General features: G+C 62.8%; 20 protein-coding genes. 8 read left to right on the forward strand and 12 right to left on the reverse strand.

Annotation, left to right across the window (positions count from 1 at the left end; genetic code table 11):
* Positions 1-460: 460 nt before the first annotated feature.
* The 3 genes from M0D65_RS29270 to M0D65_RS29280 all read left to right on the forward strand — a co-directional run bounded on the left by M0D65_RS29270 (position 461) and on the right by M0D65_RS29280 (position 2,684).
* Positions 461-1,696 carry a ribonucleotide-diphosphate reductase subunit beta gene (locus M0D65_RS29270; RefSeq protein ID WP_266255642.1) on the forward strand — a complete coding sequence of 412 codons (1,236 nt, stop codon included), beginning with the start codon at positions 461-463 and terminating at the stop codon, positions 1,694-1,696.
* A gap of 97 nt (positions 1,697-1,793) precedes the next feature.
* Positions 1,794-2,108 carry a hypothetical protein gene (locus tag M0D65_RS29275; RefSeq protein ID WP_091010994.1) on the forward strand — a complete coding sequence of 105 codons (315 nt, stop codon included), beginning with the start codon at positions 1,794-1,796 and terminating at the stop codon, positions 2,106-2,108.
* Between the two features lie 30 nt (positions 2,109-2,138).
* Complete coding sequence (locus M0D65_RS29280; RefSeq protein WP_091010995.1) at positions 2,139-2,684, forward strand: histone H1-like DNA-binding protein; 546 nt, start codon at positions 2,139-2,141, stop codon at positions 2,682-2,684.
* Positions 2,685-2,908: 224 nt separating this feature from the next.
* On the opposite strand, the gene M0D65_RS29285 is transcribed toward M0D65_RS29280, so the two are convergent.
* The 10 genes from M0D65_RS29285 to M0D65_RS29330 form a co-directional block, all read right to left on the reverse strand.
* On the reverse strand, positions 2,909-3,385 hold the full coding sequence (locus tag M0D65_RS29285) for a glycine zipper 2TM domain-containing protein (RefSeq protein ID WP_091010996.1): 477 nt from the start codon (positions 3,383-3,385) through the stop codon (positions 2,909-2,911).
* 49 nt (positions 3,386-3,434) lie between these two features.
* Positions 3,435-4,373: a carbohydrate kinase family protein gene (locus M0D65_RS29290; RefSeq protein WP_091010997.1), complete on the reverse strand. Its 939-nt coding sequence runs from the start codon at positions 4,371-4,373 to the stop codon at positions 3,435-3,437.
* Between the two features lie 91 nt (positions 4,374-4,464).
* Complete coding sequence (gene tpx / locus M0D65_RS29295) at positions 4,465-4,965, reverse strand: thiol peroxidase (RefSeq protein WP_091010998.1); 501 nt, start codon at positions 4,963-4,965, stop codon at positions 4,465-4,467.
* Between the two features lie 90 nt (positions 4,966-5,055).
* Positions 5,056-6,270 carry a zinc-ribbon and DUF3426 domain-containing protein gene (locus M0D65_RS29300; protein WP_266255644.1) on the reverse strand — a complete coding sequence of 405 codons (1,215 nt, stop codon included), beginning with the start codon at positions 6,268-6,270 and terminating at the stop codon, positions 5,056-5,058.
* Positions 6,271-6,320: 50 nt separating this feature from the next.
* Positions 6,321-7,223: a 50S ribosomal protein L11 methyltransferase gene (gene prmA / locus M0D65_RS29305; RefSeq protein ID WP_266255646.1), complete on the reverse strand. Its 903-nt coding sequence runs from the start codon at positions 7,221-7,223 to the stop codon at positions 6,321-6,323.
* A 2-nt stretch (positions 7,224-7,225) separates the two neighbouring features.
* The gene (gene accC / locus M0D65_RS29310; RefSeq protein WP_091011001.1) at positions 7,226-8,593 is read right to left on the reverse strand and encodes an acetyl-CoA carboxylase biotin carboxylase subunit; all 1,368 of its coding nucleotides are present in this window, start codon (positions 8,591-8,593) and stop codon (positions 7,226-7,228) included.
* Between the two features lie 131 nt (positions 8,594-8,724).
* Entirely contained in the window at positions 8,725-9,198 is a 474-nt protein-coding gene (gene accB, locus M0D65_RS29315; protein ID WP_091011002.1) for an acetyl-CoA carboxylase biotin carboxyl carrier protein, read from the reverse strand.
* Between the two features lie 71 nt (positions 9,199-9,269).
* Positions 9,270-9,725: a type II 3-dehydroquinate dehydratase gene (gene aroQ, locus M0D65_RS29320; protein ID WP_091011003.1), complete on the reverse strand. Its 456-nt coding sequence runs from the start codon at positions 9,723-9,725 to the stop codon at positions 9,270-9,272.
* A 194-nt stretch (positions 9,726-9,919) separates the two neighbouring features.
* A complete protein-coding gene (locus M0D65_RS29325) occupies positions 9,920-10,471 on the reverse strand; it encodes a TlpA disulfide reductase family protein (protein WP_266255648.1) in 552 nt (183 codons plus the stop codon).
* 10 nt (positions 10,472-10,481) lie between these two features.
* Positions 10,482-11,135, reverse strand: coding sequence for a UDP-N-acetylmuramate--alanine ligase (locus M0D65_RS29330; RefSeq protein WP_266255649.1), 654 nt, complete (start codon positions 11,133-11,135; stop codon positions 10,482-10,484).
* 215 nt (positions 11,136-11,350) lie between these two features.
* Here M0D65_RS29330 and mpl point away from each other — a divergent pair, with 215 nt between their 5' ends.
* From mpl to mtgA, 5 genes are all read left to right on the forward strand, one after another.
* A complete protein-coding gene (gene mpl, locus M0D65_RS29335) occupies positions 11,351-12,760 on the forward strand; it encodes a UDP-N-acetylmuramate:L-alanyl-gamma-D-glutamyl-meso-diaminopimelate ligase (RefSeq protein ID WP_266255651.1) in 1,410 nt (469 codons plus the stop codon).
* Positions 12,757-13,359: a YqiA/YcfP family alpha/beta fold hydrolase gene (locus M0D65_RS29340; protein ID WP_266255652.1), complete on the forward strand. Its 603-nt coding sequence runs from the start codon at positions 12,757-12,759 to the stop codon at positions 13,357-13,359. The genes mpl and M0D65_RS29340 overlap by 4 nt, the downstream gene beginning before the upstream one ends.
* A 131-nt stretch (positions 13,360-13,490) precedes the next feature.
* Positions 13,491-15,614: a ribonuclease catalytic domain-containing protein gene (locus tag M0D65_RS29345; RefSeq protein ID WP_266255653.1), complete on the forward strand. Its 2,124-nt coding sequence runs from the start codon at positions 13,491-13,493 to the stop codon at positions 15,612-15,614.
* Positions 15,611-16,492, forward strand: coding sequence for a shikimate dehydrogenase (aroE, locus tag M0D65_RS29350; protein WP_266255654.1), 882 nt, complete (start codon positions 15,611-15,613; stop codon positions 16,490-16,492). The genes M0D65_RS29345 and aroE overlap by 4 nt, the downstream gene beginning before the upstream one ends.
* A 49-nt stretch (positions 16,493-16,541) precedes the next feature.
* The gene (mtgA, locus tag M0D65_RS29355; protein ID WP_091011010.1) at positions 16,542-17,267 is read left to right on the forward strand and encodes a monofunctional biosynthetic peptidoglycan transglycosylase; all 726 of its coding nucleotides are present in this window, start codon (positions 16,542-16,544) and stop codon (positions 17,265-17,267) included.
* A 21-nt stretch (positions 17,268-17,288) separates the two neighbouring features.
* Here mtgA and queF read toward each other — a convergent pair whose 3' ends face one another.
* Both queF and M0D65_RS29365 read right to left on the reverse strand, forming a co-directional pair.
* Positions 17,289-18,119 carry an NADPH-dependent 7-cyano-7-deazaguanine reductase QueF gene (gene queF, locus M0D65_RS29360; RefSeq protein WP_266255655.1) on the reverse strand — a complete coding sequence of 277 codons (831 nt, stop codon included), beginning with the start codon at positions 18,117-18,119 and terminating at the stop codon, positions 17,289-17,291.
* A complete protein-coding gene (locus tag M0D65_RS29365; protein ID WP_266255656.1) occupies positions 18,116-19,024 on the reverse strand; it encodes a 5'-nucleotidase in 909 nt (302 codons plus the stop codon). Before M0D65_RS29365 ends, queF begins: the two co-directional genes overlap by 4 nt.
* Between the last annotated feature and the right edge of the window lie 16 nt (positions 19,025-19,040).

Here is a 19,040-nt window from a genome sequence, read left to right on the forward strand (position 1 = left end):
AGAGAGCATCGCCGGCGGGAACCTGGAACAGTGGGGGATCGCCGGCGCAGCAGTCGGACCGTAGCAGTCGTGCAGCAGTCGAAGAGTCGAAGAGCAACGCGCAGCGCGAGAACGCAAGACGATCCCGCGATGTGTGCCGAAGAGAATCGCATCACCTTGAACTTCGTCTCGATCGCACTGACGAACAGGTAATTACCCGAAGCATCCGCTGCGATGCAGACGCTCCGGTAGCAGAAATTTTTCAGGCATCGACACGCTTGTGATCGATGCATATCGATCGCGTGAAGCACTTCTTCGACATGTGTTTCGACTGCGTTGCGCGAAGCGCGCGATGCAGTTGAACGAACAAAGTGTTGTATGAAGGTCGCAACGCGAATCGAAAACAGGATTTTTCGTGAGCGAACTCTTTTAACGCTCGTGAAAAGATGGTACAAACCGTTCTAAATTGATGGTGACATTTATGCTCAACTGGGATGACGAGATCACTGCCGTAACTCCCGCGAGCGTTGCGCAACAAAATGCGTTGCGCAACTCGGCGGAAGCGGCTGTCGGTACGCAAGCTGTAACGCGTCCCGCTCATCAGGCTCCCTCGGCGAAAGATATCTTCGCGAACGACATCGCTGTCGCTCCGTACGCCGCTCAGAATTCCGCCGCTGCAACGCCGGTCGCCGCCTCCGAGGCGCGCGTGAATGTTGCTGACAAGCGCATCATCAACGGCAAGACCGACGTCAACCAGCTCGTGCCGTTCAAGTACAAGTGGGCGTGGGAGAAGTATCTGTCGGGTTGCGCGAATCACTGGATGCCGCAGGAAATCAACATGTCCCGCGACATCGCCCTGTGGAAAGACCCGAACGGGCTGACCGAAGACGAGCGCCGCCTCATCAAGCGCAACCTCGGCTTCTTCGTGACGGCCGACTCGCTCGCCGCCAACAACATCGTGCTGGGCACCTACCGCCACATCACGGCGCCCGAATGCCGCCAGTTCCTGCTGCGCCAGGCGTTCGAGGAAGCGATCCACACGCACGCTTACCAGTACATCGTCGAATCGCTGGGCCTCGACGAAGGCGAAATCTTCAACGCGTATCACGAAGTCTCGTCGATCCGCGCGAAAGACGAATTCCTGATTCCGTTCATCCACACGCTGACCGATCCGGCCTTCACCACCGGGACGCTCGAAGCCGACCAGAAGCTGCTCAAGTCGCTGATCGTGTTCGCCTGCGTGATGGAAGGTCTGTTCTTTTACGTCGGGTTTACGCAGATTCTCGCGCTCGGCCGCCAGAACAAGATGACCGGCGCCGCGGAACAGTATCAATACATCCTGCGCGACGAGTCGATGCACTGCAATTTCGGCATCGACCTGATCAACCAGATCAAACTCGAAAACCCGCATCTGTGGACCTCCGAGTTCCGTGCGGAAATCCGCGAGATCTTCAAGCAGGCAGTCGAACTCGAATATCGCTACGCTGAAGATACGATGCCGCGCGGTGTGCTCGGCCTCAATGCCTCGATGTTCAAGAGCTACCTGCGCTTCATCTGCAACCGTCGTTGCCAGCAGATCGGTCTCGATCCGCTGTTCCCGAACGAGGAAAACCCGTTCCCGTGGATGAGCGAGATGATCGACCTGAAGAAGGAACGCAACTTCTTCGAGACGCGAGTGATCGAATATCAAACTGGCGGAGCGCTGTCCTGGGAATGACCCACAGCCCTTCGCGGCAGGAATCATCGATGGGGATGCCGGCCCAGTGGCGCGAGCGCGCCATGCCGGCACACGACGTTAGGAGCAGGAACGCCTGATGCAAAGCATGCCCGGTGCCTTATCGGCCCACAAACATGACAGGCACTTTGCGAGCCCTTCAATGGGATGGGCAAACTTCCCCCCGGAAAACGCCGCTGGCTTGCGAGCCGGCGGCACGATCAAGCGATTGCCGGCGTCCGGAACGGACGCTGAGTGGACTTGGCGCACGGTGCCTTCAGGCACGGTGCGCCTTACCGTATTCATTAGCGTAAGCGCGCAGCACCTGCGTACGCCGATGAATAGCCCGCTTCGCAGCGCGCGCCTTGAGAAGCGCCAGCGAGAAGCGGGTTTTGACGAAGGGTGTGTAGTTTGAACCTCATCTGAAAACCTGAAGGAGCACATGATGGCACTTGCCAAGAAGAAACCTGTTGCGAAGAAAGCCGCTGTGAAGAAAGTTGCAGCGAAGAAGGCACCGGCCAAGAAGGCTGCTGTCAAGAAAGTCGCAGTGAAGAAGGTTGCTGCCAAGAAAGTCGCAGTGAAGAAGGTTGCTGCGAAGAAGGCACCGGCGAAGAAGGCTGCAGCGAAGAAGGTTGCTGCCAAGAAAGTCGCAGTGAAGAAGGTTGCTGCGAAGAAAGCGCCGGCCAAGAAGGCCGCAGCCAAGAAGGTAGCGAAGAAGGCCGCGGCGAAGAAGGCGCCTGCGAAGAAGGCTGCAGCCAAGAAGGTCGCGAAGAAGGCTGCGAAAAAGGCCCCTGCCAAGAAGGCCGCGAAAGCGCCTGCCAAGAAGGCCGCCCCCGCCAAGAAGGCCGCGCCTGCGAAGAAGGCTGTGACGAAGAAGGCTGCACCTGCTCCCGCTGCGCCCGCTGCTGCATCGAGCGCGCCGGCTGCAACGGTGAAGACCGCGTTGAACCCGGCCGCTGCATGGCCGTTCCCGACCGGCAGCCGTCCGTAACAGCGCTGTAGCGATTCGACACATCGCGATGTGTCGATGATTGAGTAGCGCTACTCGATCATCCATCCCGTTACCGGGCGACCGGTGGCGGGATTTTTTTCGCCCTGGTTTTGCACGCGGCGCAGCGCGCCGAGGTGAAACGACGCGCGAAAAAAAGCGCATGCACAGGGGAGCGCATGCGCTTTGAGGTCGCCGCAGCGTACTGCGGTTAGGGGAAAACCAGTTTAGTGCGTGACGCGCGTGACGCCACCGCTCGACAGCAGACGCACGCGATCGCCAGCCTGGAAGATCTCGCCGTTGGCGCTCTGGGTGATCGCACGGATATCGCCGTTGTCGAGACGCACGGTGATTTCAACGCCGTTGTGCACGGCGACACCGTTCTCGATGGCGTTACCGGCCACCGCACCGGCGAGACCGCCGATGATGCCCGTCACGATCGAACCACGCCCGCCGCCGATCGCGCTGCCGGCCACGGCGCCCAGCGCGCCGCCACCGAGTGCACCGAGCCCGCTAGGCTGGCCGTTGTTGGAACTGATGCGCACTGCACGCACGCTGTCGACGACGCCCATGCGGACCGTCTCTTCGCGTTGTGCCTGCGATGCGGTGTACACGTCGGCCGAACTGCTGTTGTAGGCGCACCCCGACATGGCGAGCGTGCCGACGACGATTGCGGCCACTACGAGGCGATTCGTTGTTTTCATTCCCATACTCCAGATAAACGCCGAACGGGCATTGAAGTGCCCGCTCGAATTACGGCAGGTCGTAACCAAACGCCTGCTTGAATCGTTGATTGATCTCCGCGCGCGATGGCGCGTAGGTTTGCGGGCCCTGAGTTTCGATCTTGAGTGCGCCCATCAGGCTGGCCAGACGGCCGGTAGTTGCCCAGCCGAGGTTCCGCTCGATCCCGTACAGCAGGCCGCCACGGAAGGCATCTCCGCACCCGGTCGGATCGAGCACGCGCTGTGCAGTGACCGCCGGAATGTCTTCGATACGCCCCGAATGATGGATCTGCGATCCGTTCTCGCCCAGCGTGACGATCAGCGCCTCGACGCGGCCAGCAATTTCTTCTATCGACCAGCCTGTCCGGCTACTTACCAGTTTAGCTTCGTAATCGTTGACAGCAACATACGAGGCAAGTTCAATCATGCGGCGCAGCGACGCGCCGTCGAAGAGCGGCAAGCCCTGGCCCGGATCGAAAATGAACGGTACGCCGGTAGCCGCGAACTGCTCGGCGTGCTGGACCATCCCGTCGAAGCCGTCCGGCGCGACGATGCCGAGCGTGATGCCTTGTGTTTCGTCGACGCGGTTCACGTGCGACTGCATCATCGCGCCCGGGTGAAACGCCGTGATCTGGTTGTTGTCGAGATCGGTGCTGATCATCGCCTGGGCGGTGTACGTATCGGGCAGCACCCGTACGTACTCCTTCGATAGCCCAAGGCGGTCCAGCCGGTCGATATAGGACTGCGCGTCGGCGGCACCGACCGTGCCCATGATCTTCGCGTCGCCGCCCAGCAGATGCAGCGAATAGCCGATATTGCCGGCACAGCCGCCGAACTCGCGGCGCATCGTCGGCACGAGGAAGCTGACGTTCAGGATGTGGACCTGGTCGGGCAGGATGTGCTCCCGAAACCGGCCCTCGAAGTTCATGATGATGTCGTAGGCAATCGAGCCGCAAATCAGCGTAGCCAAGGCGAACGTTCCTGTAGAAATCGAAGAGAGGACGGCGATGTGAAAGCGCCGCGCGAAAGGGCGCGGCGCGTGATCGTGTCCGGTAGTGAGCTTACTTCAGCGCGCTGAGCGCTGCGTCGTAGTTGGGCTCGTTCTTGATTTCGCCGACGAGCTCCGCGTGCACGACCTGGTCGTTTTCATCGATGACGACTACCGCGCGTGCCGTCAGGCCCGTCAGCGGGCCGCTCGTGACGTCGACGCCATACGCCTGGGCGAACTCGTGACCGCGGAACGTCGAAGCCGTCACGACGTTCTCGATGCCTTCGGTCGTGCAGAAACGCGATGCCGCAAACGGCAGGTCGCCGGACACGACGATCACGGCGGTGTTCGACAGCTTCGCCGCGGCTTCGTTGAACTTGCGTGTCGACGTGGCGCAGGTCGGCGTGTCGAGGCTCGGGACGATGTTCAGTACCTTGCGCTTGCCGGCGAAGTCGGCCAGCGAGACCGGCTTCAGATCCTTGCCGACGAGCGAGAAGGCGGGCGCCTTCTGGCCAGTGGACGGGAACGTGCCGGCTACTTCGATCGGGTTGCCACCCAGCGTGACTTGACTCATGTTGTGCTCCGAAAATAACTCAGGGATTGAACGGAAAACGCCCCCGCATTCACCTGGCAGCGCCAGGCGCGCGAGGCTGCGAAAGATGCGTCACGGGTAAAAGATCTGGACGCGGAAATTCGTTGCAACTGCATTGCCGGTGTCGAGATGCACGATCATCGTTTGCGTCGTGCGCGGCGGCAGACCGGCGGCGATCGGCGTGCCCGGCTTCACATAATCTTGAGGCCACAGGATACGCCGTACGGCCACGTTGTTTTGCGCGTCGAGCAGCGTGAGTTCGATGGCCGGATAAGCGAGCGCGACGTTGAAGCGATTGTGCAGCGGCATCTTCAGTTCGAGGCGGTGCGGACCGTCCACCTGGCGCAGATCGGAAGGTTCGACCTGCAAACCGTCGATGTCGCGCGGCGCCGCCACCGTGCAGCCGAGTTGCGCACAGGCCTGCCTGTACAGCGCCTGCGACTCCGGCCAGTAGACCATCACCGTTTCGCGTTGCCACCACGCGAGCTGGGCGAGCAGCAGCACGAGCAGGGCGAGCGCCAGGAGGCTACCGAGAATCCGCCAGCCGAGCCGGCGCGGCGCGGCCGCCCGGGTTTCGCGGACAACCGCGAAGTGGTCGCCGCTGTCTTGCGGCAACGCCGTGGCGAAGGGCTCGCTGGAGGCCGGACCGAAATGCGGTTCGCCGTCGAGCGCAGGCTGCGCGAGTAAAGCCGACGACGATGCTTCGGTGAGCTCGGGTTCTGCGCCGTGCCAGGCGTTGGTGTCGTGGACGACGACCGGCTCGGGGTTGAGCGTTGCGTGTTCCGCAGCGGGTTGCGGGTTGCCTTCGAAGGGAGCGGTAGAGGGCACTACGTCCGGCAGCCGGCTGCTTTCGACGGCTGGCGGTTGCGGTACATACGGAATGGCACCCGGCACGACGACCGCCGGATTGAACTGCACCGTGGACGCGTCGTGCAGCAGGTTTTCGTCGACTGCTGCATCGGGCGCCGGCGCCCAGGGGTTCCATGCTTCGGCGCGGAAGTTCGGGGTGCCGGCTGCGTCCGTTTCAGGTGCGGACAGAACGATCGGCGCGGGCGCCGTCGCATCCTGCGGCATACCGGTGCCCGACGTCAGCGCCGCGGCAGTTTCCGCAGCAACCGGCACAGCAGTGGAAAAGTCGCTGCCTTCAGCGTGCTGATACAGGCCGCTCGTCGCGTCGAATACCTGCTGGCAGTGTCCGCAACGAACGAGACCGCGACGCAGCGCGAGCTGTGCCGGCTGGAGCCGGAAGACGGTTTCGCAAAATGGACAGCGCGTTGCCAGGAGCATATCGAGCCGGGGAGCCTGAGAAGGCCGGTAGGTGAACAATACGTCCTATTCTAATGGCTTTCGCGGCGCGTTCCTGCAAGGCATACCCAGCCCTCGTGTTCGCGCCAGACTTCGATGTCGATCCACGGCTGATAGGCGCGGGCGACTTCGTCGGCCTGTCGCGCGAGAACGCCGGACAATGCAATGCGCCCCGCGGGCCTGACTTTCGACGACAACATCGACGCCATCAGCTTCAACGGGTTCGACAGGATGTTCGCAACGACGATGTCGAACTCGCCTGGCGGGCAGCTGTCGGGCAAGCCATAGGTCACGTCGGCATGATTGCGCGCGCTGTTGTGCTGGGCGGATTCGACGGCCTGTGGATCGATATCGATGCCGAACACCGGGTTCGCGCCGCATTTTTTCGCGAGTATCGCGAGGATGCCGGAGCCGCAGCCGTAGTCGAGCACCGATTGCCCGGGCTTGACGGCCTGCTCGAGCCATTCCATGCAGAGCCGCGTAGTGGGATGGCTGCCGGTACCGAACGCGAGACCCGGATCGAGCTCAAGAATGAGCGCGTCCGGATCGGGCGCGTCGTGCCACGACGGTACGACCCAGATGCGCTCGCCGATCGCGATCGGATCGAACTGCGACTGAGTGAGGCGTACCCAGTCCTGCTCTTCGACCTCGCGCACGGTGAACGGCGGTGTCGTGGCGAGCTCAAGCGTATTGACGGCAGCGGCCAGCAGGACAGCCGGCTCGGCTTCGGGCGCCATCAGCGCGATCACGCGCGAGTGCTGCCACGCACTGCGCTCGGGTGTGAGACCGGGTTCGCCGAAGAGCGGCTGTTCGTCGGGTGTATCGGCGTCGGCGTCTTCCACCGATACCGACAGCGCGCCCAGTTCGAGCAGCGCGTCGGACAGCGCCTCGGCGCGTTCCCGCTCCATCTCGACGATCAGTTCCCGGTAGCTCATGCTCACGCTTCTTCCGGTGCTGCCTGCTGCTTCGCGGCGAGACGGTTTTCGAGGTAATGGATGCTCGTGCCGCCTTCGACGAACTTCGCGTCGAGCATCAGCTCGCGATGTAGCGGGATGTTCGTCTGGATGCCTTCGACGACCATTTCCGACAACGCGATACGCATCCGCCTGATTGCCTGGTCGCGTGTCGCGCCGTAGGCGATCAGCTTGCCGATCATCGAATCGTAGTTAGGCGGCACGAAATAGCCGTTGTACGCGTGCGAATCGACGCGGATGCCGGGGCCGCCCGGCATATGCCACGACGTCAAACGTCCCGGCGACGGCGTGAACTTGAACGGATCTTCGGCGTTGATCCGGCATTCGATCGCATGGCCGCGGAACTGGATATCGCGCTGGCGGAACGAGAGCTTCTCGCCGGCCGCGATGCGGATCTGTTCCTGCACGATGTCGACGCCGGTGATCAGTTCGGTCACCGGATGCTCGACCTGCACGCGCGTGTTCATTTCGATGAAGTAGAACTCGCCGTTCTCGTACAGAAACTCGAACGTGCCCGCGCCGAGATAGCCCATCTTCTTGCACGCGTCCGCACACCGATCGCCGATACGCTCGATCAGACGCCGCGCGATGCCCGGCGCCGGCGCTTCTTCGATCACCTTCTGGTGGCGACGCTGCATCGAGCAGTCGCGCTCGCCGAGCCATACCGCGTTCTTGAACGAATCGGAGAGGATCTGGATTTCGACGTGCCGCGGGTTCTCGAGGAACTTCTCCATGTAGACCTGCGGATTGCCGAACGCGCGGCCCGCTTCTTCGCGCGTCATGATGACCGCGTTGACGAGCGCCGCTTCCGTGTGCACCACGCGCATGCCACGACCGCCGCCGCCACCCGCTGCCTTGATGATCACCGGGTAGCCGACCGTGCGCGCAATCTTCACGATCTCCTTCGGATCTTCCGGCAACGCGCCTTCAGAACCCGGCACGCACGGCACGCCGGTCTTGATCATGGTCTGCTTGGCGGAGACCTTGTCGCCCATCAGGCGGATCGTCTCGGGCCGCGGGCCGATGAACACGAAGCCCGATTGCTCGACGCGTTCCGCGAAATCGGCGTTCTCCGACAGGAAGCCGTAGCCTGGGTGGATCGCTTCGGCGTCGGTGACTTCGGCCGCGCTGATCAGCGCCGGCATGTTCAGATAGCTGAGGTTCGACGGAGCCGGGCCGATACAGACCGCCTCGTCCGCGAGCTTCACGTACTTGGCTTCCTTGTCGGCTTCCGAATAGACGACGACCGTCTTGACGCCGAGCTCACGGCACGCGCGCTGGATACGGAGCGCGATTTCGCCGCGGTTGGCAATGAGGATTTTTTCAAACATAGCGGGTTTTCGACTCATCAATGGGCGCTGCGCGAATCTTGCGAAAGAGCGGCACGCGCAAGAGCCTTAGAGGATCGGACGCGCACCGGACAGCATCGGGCGCGCGGACGGCGGCTGTAACGCGCGCCGCGTCAGCCGACCACGTAGAGCGGCTGGCCGTATTCGACCGCCTGCCCGTTCTCGACGAGAATTTCCTTGATGACGCCCGACGCGTCGGATTCGATTTCGTTCAGCAGCTTCATCGCTTCGATGATGCACAGCGTCTGGCCTTCCTTCACCGTGTCGCCGACCTGGACGAACGGATCGGAGCCCGGCGACGGCGAGCGGTAGAACGTGCCCACCATCGGCGAGGTCACGACATGACCCTGCGGTGCGGCGGCTGCCGGCGTAGCCGGTGCCGCGCCGGCAGCGGCGTCGCCGACTGCGCCCGGTGCCGGGGGCGGTGCGGCGGCGTATTGCGGTGCGTAGGCGGACGGCTGCTGGAGGTAAACCGGTGCCGCATTCTTGACGATGCGGACCTTGCCTTCGCCTTCTGTCACTTCGAGTTCCGAAATGCCGGACTCGGAAACGAGGTCGATCAGAGTCTTCAGTTTACGTAAATCCATCGGGCATCCCCTTTTCAATGCGTGGAGGACCGGCGGCGTCGTCCGCCGATCCTGAATAGAGTGGTCTGGAATCAGCCGTGCTGCGTACCGGCGGCAAGCCGGTCGAGCGCGAATTCGAGTGCGTACAGATATCCCTTCCAGCCGAGGCCACAAATCACGCCTTCAGCCTGATCCGAGAGATACGAGTGATGCCGGAACGGTTCGCGGCGATGCACGTTCGACAGATGAATCTCGACGAACGGAATGCCGACCCCCGCCAGTGCGTCCCGAATTGCCACGCTGGTATGCGTGTAGGCAGCGGGATTGATCAGAATGAAATCGGTCTTTTCGAGCCTGGCAGACTGGATCCGGTCGACCAGCGCACCTTCGTGGTTGCTCTGGAACGACGTGAATTCGACGCCGGCATCGGCTGCACGGTCGGCCAGCGCCTGATCGATCTGCGGGAGCGTCACACGGCCATAGACCTCGGGTTCCCGGGTACCGAGAAGATTGAGGTTAGGGCCGTGCAGTACCAGCAGTCGCGTCATGGTCGCTTCGTTTTCCGTGGAATTGGGCGCACTTTAGCGCTGATTAGAGAAATTTGTCTAGTTTCCCTGCGTGACATGACGATCCGGCCCTGCTTGCGCTGTGCATCGAGGGGCTCATCTCCCGGCAATTTCGGGCGATTTGCGGCCAATCGAGTGCGTTCCGACTATAACTGGACGATAAAAAATTATGAGATCTAGAGCGCGTCGAGCGTTTGTTCCAACTCTTTAGGCTGAATTTGCCCCAATTTTGTCGAGCGGATATTGCCTTTTGCGTCGATCACCACGGTGAAAGGCAGGCCGCCCGCCATGTTGCCGAACGCCCGTGCCAGGTCGGCGCCACCGAAGCCGATCACGTAGACCGGATAGTCGACTCGCACCTTTTGCAGGAAAGCCTGCACGTTCTTATCGGAATCGACGCCAAGTCCGACGAACTGGATGCCTTTTTTCGCGTACTGGTGGTGAAGTTGCGCGAGCGTCGGCATTTCTTCGACACACGGACCGCACCAGGAAGCCCAGAAATTGATGACGACCGGGTGGCCTTTATAGAGGCTCAGCGATTGCGCCTTGCCGTCGACGCTGGTGACCGGCGCAGCCCACAACTGCGCGACTGCGTTTGCCTGGGAGGGCGACGCGGCGTCGGCCGATTCGATGCCCGCTCCGCCGCGCAGCCACTGCCCGGCCGTTACGCCACCGCCGACGGCGATGGCCGCCACGGCGAGGAACGCGAAAATGCGTCTGGTGTTCATCGGTATCTGTCTAGTTAGTGGTGGGAGGAGCGCCGGTTTCGTCGAGCAGAGCCTGTACCGTCTGTGCAGTCGCACGTGCCTGACGGCCGCGCGCATCGGCGCGCACCGCGCCGCGCAGGTCGTCGGCATCGTAAAGCGCGACATGGATGCCGACCGGCTCGGCGTCGCGCTCTTCGTTCGTCGGGCGCCACAGAAAGCTCAAGGTTTCGACGTCGCCGCGGCCGGCGAAATGCCGTGTTTCCGACACGTCGTACTGTATGTTCGCGTTGAGCAGATAGATCGCGACTTCCTTCGGGTTGTCGCAAAACGCCTGCAAATGAATGTCCGAGTGCTCGCCCGCCGTGCCGCTCAGCACCGCGCCGGTCAGATAGGGATTGAACGGCGCGAGTCGCTGCATCCAGTCGAGGGCGATTTCGCGCAACCGCCGCAGCACGGCCGGCTGGCTCTCGCCCTGAAACAGCGATTGATACTCGCGGATTTCCTCTTCGATCTGGTCGTTATCCGGCAGCCATTCGCCGGCAACGCGCGTTTCCCCGATGATCTGCCGCGCAGCCTTGCGCTTCGCAGTCGAGTAGTCCAGACCGTCTTCGGCGATCATCCTGGCAGCGGCGATCGCGATCTCTTCGCGGACCCGCTGCGGATCGAAATGTGATTTGCGAACCATCCGGCAATCATACTAGAGAATGTTGTCGCTCCTTTTGGGGCACGCCCGGCTGCCGGGCGTGTCCGGGGCATAGGGCCGCGCGAGGCCGTCGGTTACAATAGCGTCCTTTGCAGACGGGCTGCGCGCGAGCTTTACACGAGCTTGACGCGAACGTTAGGCCCTTCCTGCGCCCCTCCTTCCCACGCAAAAACACGCCCGCGCGGCACGACAGGCTTATGCACATCCACATCCTCGGCATCTGCGGCACGTTCATGGGCGGTCTCGCGGTGCTGGCGCGCGGCGCGGGCCATACCGTGACCGGCTGCGATGCCGGCGTCTATCCGCCGATGAGTACCCAGCTCGAGGCCCAAGGCATTCGCCTGATAGAGGGTTACGGCGCCGAACAGATCGATCTGAAGCCCGACCTGTTCGTGATCGGCAATGTCGTCACGCGCGGCAATCCGCTGATGGAGGCGATTCTCGATCGCGGCCTGCCTTATGTGTCCGGCCCGCAATGGCTCGGCGAACACGTGCTGAATGGCAAGTGGGTGCTGGCGGTGGCCGGTACGCACGGCAAGACCACGACGACGTCGATGCTGGCGTGGCTGCTCGAAGATGCGGGTCTGAATCCGGGGTTCCTGATCGGTGGTGTGCCGCTGAATTTCGGCGTTTCGGCGCGGCTCACCGATTCGAGCTTCTTCGTGATCGAGGCCGATGAGTACGACACCGCGTTCTTCGACAAGCGCTCGAAGTTCGTGCACTACCGGCCGCGGACTGCTGTGCTGAACAACCTCGAATTCGATCATGCTGACATCTTCCCGGATCTCGCATCGATCGAAACGCAATTCCATCACCTGGTGCGGACCATTCCTGGTATTGGACGGATCGTCACGAACGGCCGCGCCGACGCGCTTGAACGCGTACTTACGCGCGGTTGCTGGAGCGAAGTCGAGCGGTTCGGCGTAGAAGGCGGCTGGCAGGCACTGCCCGCCGACGACGGCGTGCCCGTCGATGAACGTTTCGCCGTCTATCACGGTGGGTTGCGCGCAGGTGTCGTCGAGTGGCAGGTACAGGGCGAACACAACCGCATGAACGCGCTCGCTGCTATCGCTGCTGCGCGCCATGTCGGTGTGCCGCCCGCGCAAACGGCACAATCGCTCGCAACATTTCGAAATGTGAAACGTCGGATGGAAGTGCGCGGCAGTATCGACGGCGTGACTGTCTACGACGACTTCGCGCATCACCCCACGGCGATCGAGACGACGATCGCGGGCTTGCGCGCCCGCGTCGGCCGTGACCGGACGCGCATCCTTGCCGTGCTGGAGCCGCGCTCGAACACGATGAAGCTCGGCGTGATGAAGGCGCAATTGCCGGCCAGCCTGGCGGATGCCGACCTCGTCTTCGGTTACGGCGCACCGAGCGGCCGCGACGCACTCGGCTGGAATCTTGCCGAAGCGCTCGCGCCGCTTGGCGGCAAGGCGCAGGCGTTCGACAATCTCGATTCGCTCGTGAAGTCCGTCGCCGCCGCGGCCCAACCCGGCGACCAGGTCCTCGTGATGAGCAACGGCGGCTTCGGCGGCGTACATCAGAAACTGCTCGACGCGCTGTCCGCCCGCCCATCGACACCTGAGCGGGGCACGGCGTGATCCTCTATCTACACGGCTTCCGTTCGTCGCCGCGATCGTTCAAGGCCCGCGTGCTTGCCGAACGGCTCGCCGAACTCGGGCGCAGCGACGAATGGTGCTGCCCGATGCTGCCGGTGTCGCCGTTCGAAACGATCGCGCTGGCCGAATCGCTGGTGGTCGCCGCGCCGCCGCAACCGGTCACGGTGATCGGCAGTTCGCTGGGCGGCTATTTCGCTACGCACCTGGCCGAAAAGCACGGCTGGCCTGCGGTACTACTGAATCCGGCGGTCGTGCCGCAGCGCGATCTGAGCCAGTATCTCGGCGAGCAGCCGTTGTGGCACGGCGGCGGTAGCATCGTCGTCGAGGCGCGCCATCTCGACGAATTGCGTGCGCTCGGTGTCGCGTCGATCACGCGGCCCGAACGCTATTATCTGATCGCCGCCACCGGCGACGAGGTGCTCGACTACCGCGAAATGCTCGCGCATTATCCAGGCGCGCGGACCCGGGTGATCGAAGGCAGCGACCACGCGATCAGCGAGTTTCCGCAGTACGTCGATGACGTGCTCGCCTTTTGCGACCAGATGAACGCACAGCCGCCCGCACCAAAGCAGGCGGCCTGAAGCAGACTGAATGAAGCACGCCGACAGCGTGTGGTTTTTGTAACCACGCCAGATCGACCGACCAACATGAACCGCCGCTCGCCCTCGATGACGGGCGTCGCGGCCGATGCAAGACAGAACGAGAGTACTGAGTGAACGTTTTCTTCGAGGAATCGGGTAGTTTCAAGGCAGGCAGTGTGCTGTCGCGTCAGGGCGATGCGTTTCAGGTCGAGTTGCCCGGCGGACGGCGTACCAAGGTGCGCTCGAAAGACGTGCTGATCGAATTCGAGAAGCCGGCTGCCGCCGAATTGATGGAGCGTGCCGACGCTACCGCGCAGGGGATCGATCTCGAGTTCCTGTGGGAATGCGCGCCGGAAGATGAGTTCCCGTTTGCCACGCTGGGCGCCGAATATTTCGGCACGTCGTTTGGGCCGGTGGAGCGCGCCGCGCTCGTGCTGCGCATGCACGGTTCGCCGGTTTACTTCCGGCGCAAAGGCCGCGGCCAGTATCAGCGGGCGCCCGAAGAGCAACTGAAGATGGCGCTCGCCTCGCTCGAGCGCAAGCGTCAACAGGCGCTCGTGCAGGCCGGCTACGAAGACGAGCTGAAGGCCGGACGTCTTCCCGAGGCATTCGCTGGCAAGGCGCTTGGTCTCCTGACAAAGCCCGACAAGAATACGATCGAATACAAGGCGCTCGAAGCAGCCGCTGCTGCACGCGGCATTTCGATGCCGCGTCTGATGCTCGAATGCGGCGGCATCTCGTCGCCGCGCGCGCTGCACGAGGCGCGTTTTCTCTCCGAGTTCTTCCCGCACGGCACCGGCTTTGCGCCCGTGACAGTGCGCGCGCTGCCCGACGATCTGCCGGAAGCGAATGTCCAGGCGTTTTCGATCGATGACGTGACGACGACCGAAATCGACGATGCGTTCTCCGTCGAGCATCTCGGCGACGGTCGCGTGCGGATCGGCGTGCACATCGCGGCACCGGCACTTGGCATCGAGCGCGGCGATGCTGTCGATGCGATCGCGCGTACGCGGCTCTCCACCGTGTACATGCCCGGCGACAAGATCACGATGCTCCCCGACGACGTCGTCAACGTGTTCACGCTTGCCGAAGGCGGGCTGCGCCCGGCGCTGTCGCTGTACGTGATCGTCAATCGCGAAACGCAAGAGATCGTCGCCAGCGAGACGCGCGCCGAACTCGTGTTCGTGAAGAGCAACCTGCGGCACAACACGCTCGACGAACTCGTGACCGAAGAAGCGCTCGCAGCCGGTACGGGCGAATACGCGCACAAGGACGACATCGCGGTGCTCTGGCCGTTCGCGCAGGCGCTGTTCGAAAAGCGCCAGGTCGCGCGCGCGGGCTATGGTCTCAGGCGCGAAGTGCAGCGTAATACCGACTTCAATTTCTACGTCGATGGCGAGCACATCACCATCACGCCGCGCCGCCGCGGTTCGCCGCTCGATACGATCGTCGCCGAACTCGCGATCCACGCGAATTCGACGTGGGGTGCGCTCCTGCACGATCACGGTGTGCCGGGTATCTATCGCACGCAGCGCGCATTCGGCGCGCCAACCGGTCCGAAACGTACGCGGATGCAGACGAGCGCCGCACCGCACGAAGGGCTCGGCGTGTCGCAGTACGCATGGAGTACGTCGCCGCTGCGCCGTTACGTGGACCTGGTTAATCAGTGGCAATTGATCGCGTGCGTGCAACACGGCGTGATGGCGAAGCTTGCTGCTCCGTTCAAGCCCAAGGACGCCGATCTGTACGCCGTCGTCCAGGGCTTCGATGACACGTATTCCGCGTATGCCGACTACCAGCGCCGCATGGAGTACTTCTGGTGCCTGCGCTGGCTGCACCAGGAAAATCGCAAGCACGTGGAGGCATCGGTCGTGAAGGGCGACCTCGTGCGGCTCGACGAAATCCCGTTGCTGCTGCATGTGCCTGGGCTCGGCGTGCATGCGCGCGGTACGCGTCTGCTGCTCGACGTGATGTCGCTTGACGAGTTGACGGTTGAGGCATCGGTGCGGCTGTTGCAGGTGCTCGATGCTCCGACTGTCGCAAGCGGTACGGAAGCGGAAGAAGTGGAAGAGGCCGACGAGGAAGACGAAGAAAGCGGCAAGGATATTGTCGATGCAGCCGATGAATCGGCGGAAAGCGAAGCTGAGGCCCAGGCTGAAGCAGATGGTGCAGAAGAAGCCGAAGACAACGCCGCACCGCAGGAAACCGACGAGAACGCCTCCGCCGATCATTCCGCCGCGGAGCCCGGGCGATGAACGCATCGACGGCCGCGCCGCACGCATCCGCACGCGAGCGCTATGCGGTGATCGGTAACCCGGTGGCGCACAGCAAGTCGCCGTTCATTCACGCGCGGTTTGCCGAGCAGACGGGCGAGCCCATCGAGTACGGCCATCTGCTTGCCCCGCTCGATGCGTTCGCGAAGCAAGTACGCGAGTTCATCGAGGCGGGCGGTCGCGGCCTCAACGTGACTGTGCCGTTCAAACTCGACGCACATGCGCTCGCCGATACGCTGTCGCCGCGCGCGGCTGCAGCCGGCGCGGTCAACACACTGCGCTTCGACGCCGCCGGTATTTATGGCGACAACACCGACGGCTTCGGCCTCGTACGCGACATCGAAGTGAATCTCGGCACTGCGCTGAAGGGCGCGCGCATTCTGCTGCTCGGCGCAGGCGGTGCCGCACGCGGCGTGGTGCTGCCGATGCTCGAGCAACGTCCGCATACGCTGACCATCGTCAACCGAACGGCCGAGAAAGCGCAAACGCTGGTCGCCCAGTTCACGCAGGCGGCCCACGACAGCGGTTGCCATCTGACAGGCGGCGGTGCATCGGCGGTAGAGCATGCCGCTTACGACGTGATCGTCAACGCGACAGCCGGCAGCCTCGACGCGGCCTTGCCCGAGTGCGACGAACGCGCGTTCGGCAACGACACACTTGCGTACGACATGATGTACGGCGCGCAACCCACCGTGTTCATGCAGCACGCCCGGACGCTCGGCGCGCGGGCAGCGGATGGGCTCGGCATGCTCGTCGAGCAGGCCGCCGAATCGTTCTACGTGTGGCGCGGCGTGCGTCCGGATGGCGCGCCGGTTCTGCGGGCGTTACGCGAGATGCTCGCGGCCCCGGATCGCAGCTAACCCTACCTGCTTCGCAGCCGCATCCATCGAACGAAGGAAACCGATCGCCATGACCGCAGACATGCCCGTACGCCGGCCCGGTCCGTTCCGGTGGATCGCTTATGTGATCGCGGTATTCGCCGTGGCGTGGTTCGCGACGCAGGCGTTCTACTTCGCGCAGATCGCCGTGTGGAACTACGCGAATCCAGGCTCGACCGCGTTCATGCGTTCCGACGCGTGGCGCCTGTCCGACGATCGCCCCGATCTGTCGATCCAGCACACATGGGTTCCGTACGACCAGATTTCGCACAACCTGAAGCGCGCAATCATCGCGTCCGAAGATGCGAACTTCGTCAACAACAACGGCTACGAGACCGACGCGATCCTGCAGGCGTGGGAGAAGAACAAGGCGCGCGGCAAGATTGTCCGTGGCGGTTCGACGATTACGCAGCAACTGGCGCGCAACCTGTTCCTGTCGCGGGAAAAGAGCTACATCCGCAAGGGGCAGGAGTTGATCATCACGTGGATGCTCGAAACGCTGATGGACAAGGAGCGGATCTTCGAGATCTATCTGAATTCGGTGGAGTGGGGCAACGGCGTGTACGGCGCGGAAGCAGCCGCGCATTACTACTACCGAACGTCGGCGGCGAAGCTGAATGGCTGGCAGTCGGCGCGGCTTGCGGTCATGCTGCCGCGACCCAAATACTTCGACGAGCATCGTGGTTCGGCGTACCTCAGGCAGCGCGCCGGTGTGATCGCACACCGGATGGGCACGGCCGAACTGCCGGACGATTGAACGTTCACGCCGCGCAGTAGTTCACTGCCGCGCGGTGCGCAGATTGTCGGGCATCGGCTGATTGAAGTTCGTGCGGAACGGGTTGATGTCGAGACCGCCGCGACGCGTGTAACGCGCGTAGACCGCGAGCTTCAGCGGCTGGCACTCACGCATGATGTCGATAAAGATGCGCTCGACGCACTGCTCATGAAAACCGGTGTGATTGCGATACGAGATCAGGTAGCGCAATAGTCCGGCATGATCGATCTGCGGGCCGACGTAGTGAATCTGCACGCTGCCCCAATCCGGTTGCCCGGTCACCGGGCAATTCGATTTCAACAGGTCGGATATCAGCGTTTCTTCTACCGGTGCTTCTGTCAAAGCGGACTTCAGCAGCGATGGGTCCGGATGATAAACGTCCGTGTCGAGATCGAGCCGATCGAGCGACAGTCCATCAAATTCCTCCAGTTGCAGCTTGCCGAATTCGAACGGCGACGCGAAATGCACCGAAACGGTCGCACCGCACGCCGCCGATACATCGCGTCGAATCGTGTCGCGCACGGCGTCGGCAGAATCGAACACGGTTTGCGCAAACGAGCCGAGATACAGCTTGAACGACTTCGACTCGACGATGTTCGCCGAATCGGCGGGGACGTAGACAGTCGCGATCGCGATCTGCGGTTTGCCGCGCGTATTGAGCCACGATAGCTCGTACGCGTTCCAGATGTCGGTGCCGAAGAACGGCAACTGCGCACCAATGCCGATCTGTTCGCGCGCGAGGTTGCGCGCGATCGGGAACAGCAGGCTGGCGTCGTACTGTTCGGAGTAAGCGGTGGCTTTGCCTAGCGGCGAGTGTTCGGGAGTCGTGTTCATGGTGTTGGTGCGTTGACGATGCCACTCATGACGTGCCCGGTCGCTGTCACGCCGCGGGCCGATTCGCAGTGGCTGATCTGATCGTCGAAGAAAAAATCCGGCTCGAACTCGCGCAGGAATGCGCCTTTGTCGAGGCCGCCCAGGAACATCGCTTCGTCGATTTCAATGTTCCAGGCCATCAAGGTACGGATCGCACGTTCGTGTGCGGGTGCCGAACGTGCGGTGACGAGCGCGGTGCGGATGCGCATCGGTGAGGCTTCGTCGGCGAGTTTTTGCAGGCGGTGCAATGCGCCTAGCAGTGGTTTCAAAGGACCGTCCGCTAACGGCAGATCCTTGTTGTCGATCTCGTGACCAACGAACGCGCGCAAGCCGTCTTTCTGAAACACGCGTTCGGCTTCGTCGGAGAAGAGCACGGCGTCACCGTCGAAGGCAATGCGGATTTCGTCGGGATACTTGCCCGCCACTTTCGCCGATTGCGGCAACACTCGCGCGGCCGGAAAACCGGCGGCCAGCGCATCGCGCACATCGTCCTGATTCGCGGACAGAAACAGCGATGCGTTGAGCGGCTTCAGATATGCGAACGGCGGCCGCCCGCGTGTGAAAACGCCGCGCTCGACAGTGAGGCCGTGCGCGCGGCACGAACTGAACGCGCGCAATCCGCTGATCGGATCGCTGCGCGACAGGATCACCACTTCGACGCGATGCTCGCCGGTATTCAGCGCGAGTAGTTTGCGGATCAGCGGAAACGCGACGCCCGGTTTGGCCGGTACGTTCAGACGCGCGCGCTGTAACGCTTCGTACGCGCGCAGGTCGCCTTCCTCGTAGACGTGGTTCTCTTCCTCGAAATCGAAGAGTGCACGCGACGAGATCGCGACGACCAGTTTGTCTTCGAGCGAAATCGGCATCTGCGCGGCGGCTCCG

Source organism: Paraburkholderia sp. CHISQ3 (genome assembly GCF_030464945.1).
GTDB classification, from domain to species: Bacteria; Pseudomonadota; Gammaproteobacteria; order Burkholderiales; family Burkholderiaceae; genus Paraburkholderia; species Paraburkholderia megapolitana.

Coding starts and splice junctions, on each gene's coding strand:
- aroQ (WP_091011003.1), bottom strand. CDS start 9,725: ATGACGCGACTGCTGGTACTGCACGGCCCTAACCTCAATCTTCTCGGT.
- mtgA (WP_091011010.1), top strand. CDS start 16,542: ATGACCGCAGACATGCCCGTACGCCGGCCCGGTCCGTTCCGGTGGATC.
- accB (WP_091011002.1), bottom strand. CDS start 9,198: ATGGATTTACGTAAACTGAAGACTCTGATCGACCTCGTTTCCGAGTCC.
- prmA (WP_266255646.1), bottom strand. CDS start 7,223: ATGAGCTACCGGGAACTGATCGTCGAGATGGAGCGGGAACGCGCCGAG.
- tpx (WP_091010998.1), bottom strand. CDS start 4,965: ATGAGTCAAGTCACGCTGGGTGGCAACCCGATCGAAGTAGCCGGCACG.
- M0D65_RS29325 (WP_266255648.1), bottom strand. CDS start 10,471: ATGAACACCAGACGCATTTTCGCGTTCCTCGCCGTGGCGGCCATCGCC.
- M0D65_RS29280 (WP_091010995.1), top strand. CDS start 2,139: ATGGCACTTGCCAAGAAGAAACCTGTTGCGAAGAAAGCCGCTGTGAAG.
- M0D65_RS29285 (WP_091010996.1), bottom strand. CDS start 3,385: ATGAAAACAACGAATCGCCTCGTAGTGGCCGCAATCGTCGTCGGCACG.
- accC (WP_091011001.1), bottom strand. CDS start 8,593: ATGTTTGAAAAAATCCTCATTGCCAACCGCGGCGAAATCGCGCTCCGT.
- M0D65_RS29365 (WP_266255656.1), bottom strand. CDS start 19,024: ATGCCGATTTCGCTCGAAGACAAACTGGTCGTCGCGATCTCGTCGCGT.
- queF (WP_266255655.1), bottom strand. CDS start 18,119: ATGAACACGACTCCCGAACACTCGCCGCTAGGCAAAGCCACCGCTTAC.
- M0D65_RS29275 (WP_091010994.1), top strand. CDS start 1,794: ATGCAAAGCATGCCCGGTGCCTTATCGGCCCACAAACATGACAGGCAC.
- M0D65_RS29330 (WP_266255649.1), bottom strand. CDS start 11,135: ATGGTTCGCAAATCACATTTCGATCCGCAGCGGGTCCGCGAAGAGATC.
- aroE (WP_266255654.1), top strand. CDS start 15,611: ATGAACGCATCGACGGCCGCGCCGCACGCATCCGCACGCGAGCGCTAT.
- mpl (WP_266255651.1), top strand. CDS start 11,351: ATGCACATCCACATCCTCGGCATCTGCGGCACGTTCATGGGCGGTCTC.
- M0D65_RS29270 (WP_266255642.1), top strand. CDS start 461: ATGCTCAACTGGGATGACGAGATCACTGCCGTAACTCCCGCGAGCGTT.
- M0D65_RS29300 (WP_266255644.1), bottom strand. CDS start 6,270: ATGCTCCTGGCAACGCGCTGTCCATTTTGCGAAACCGTCTTCCGGCTC.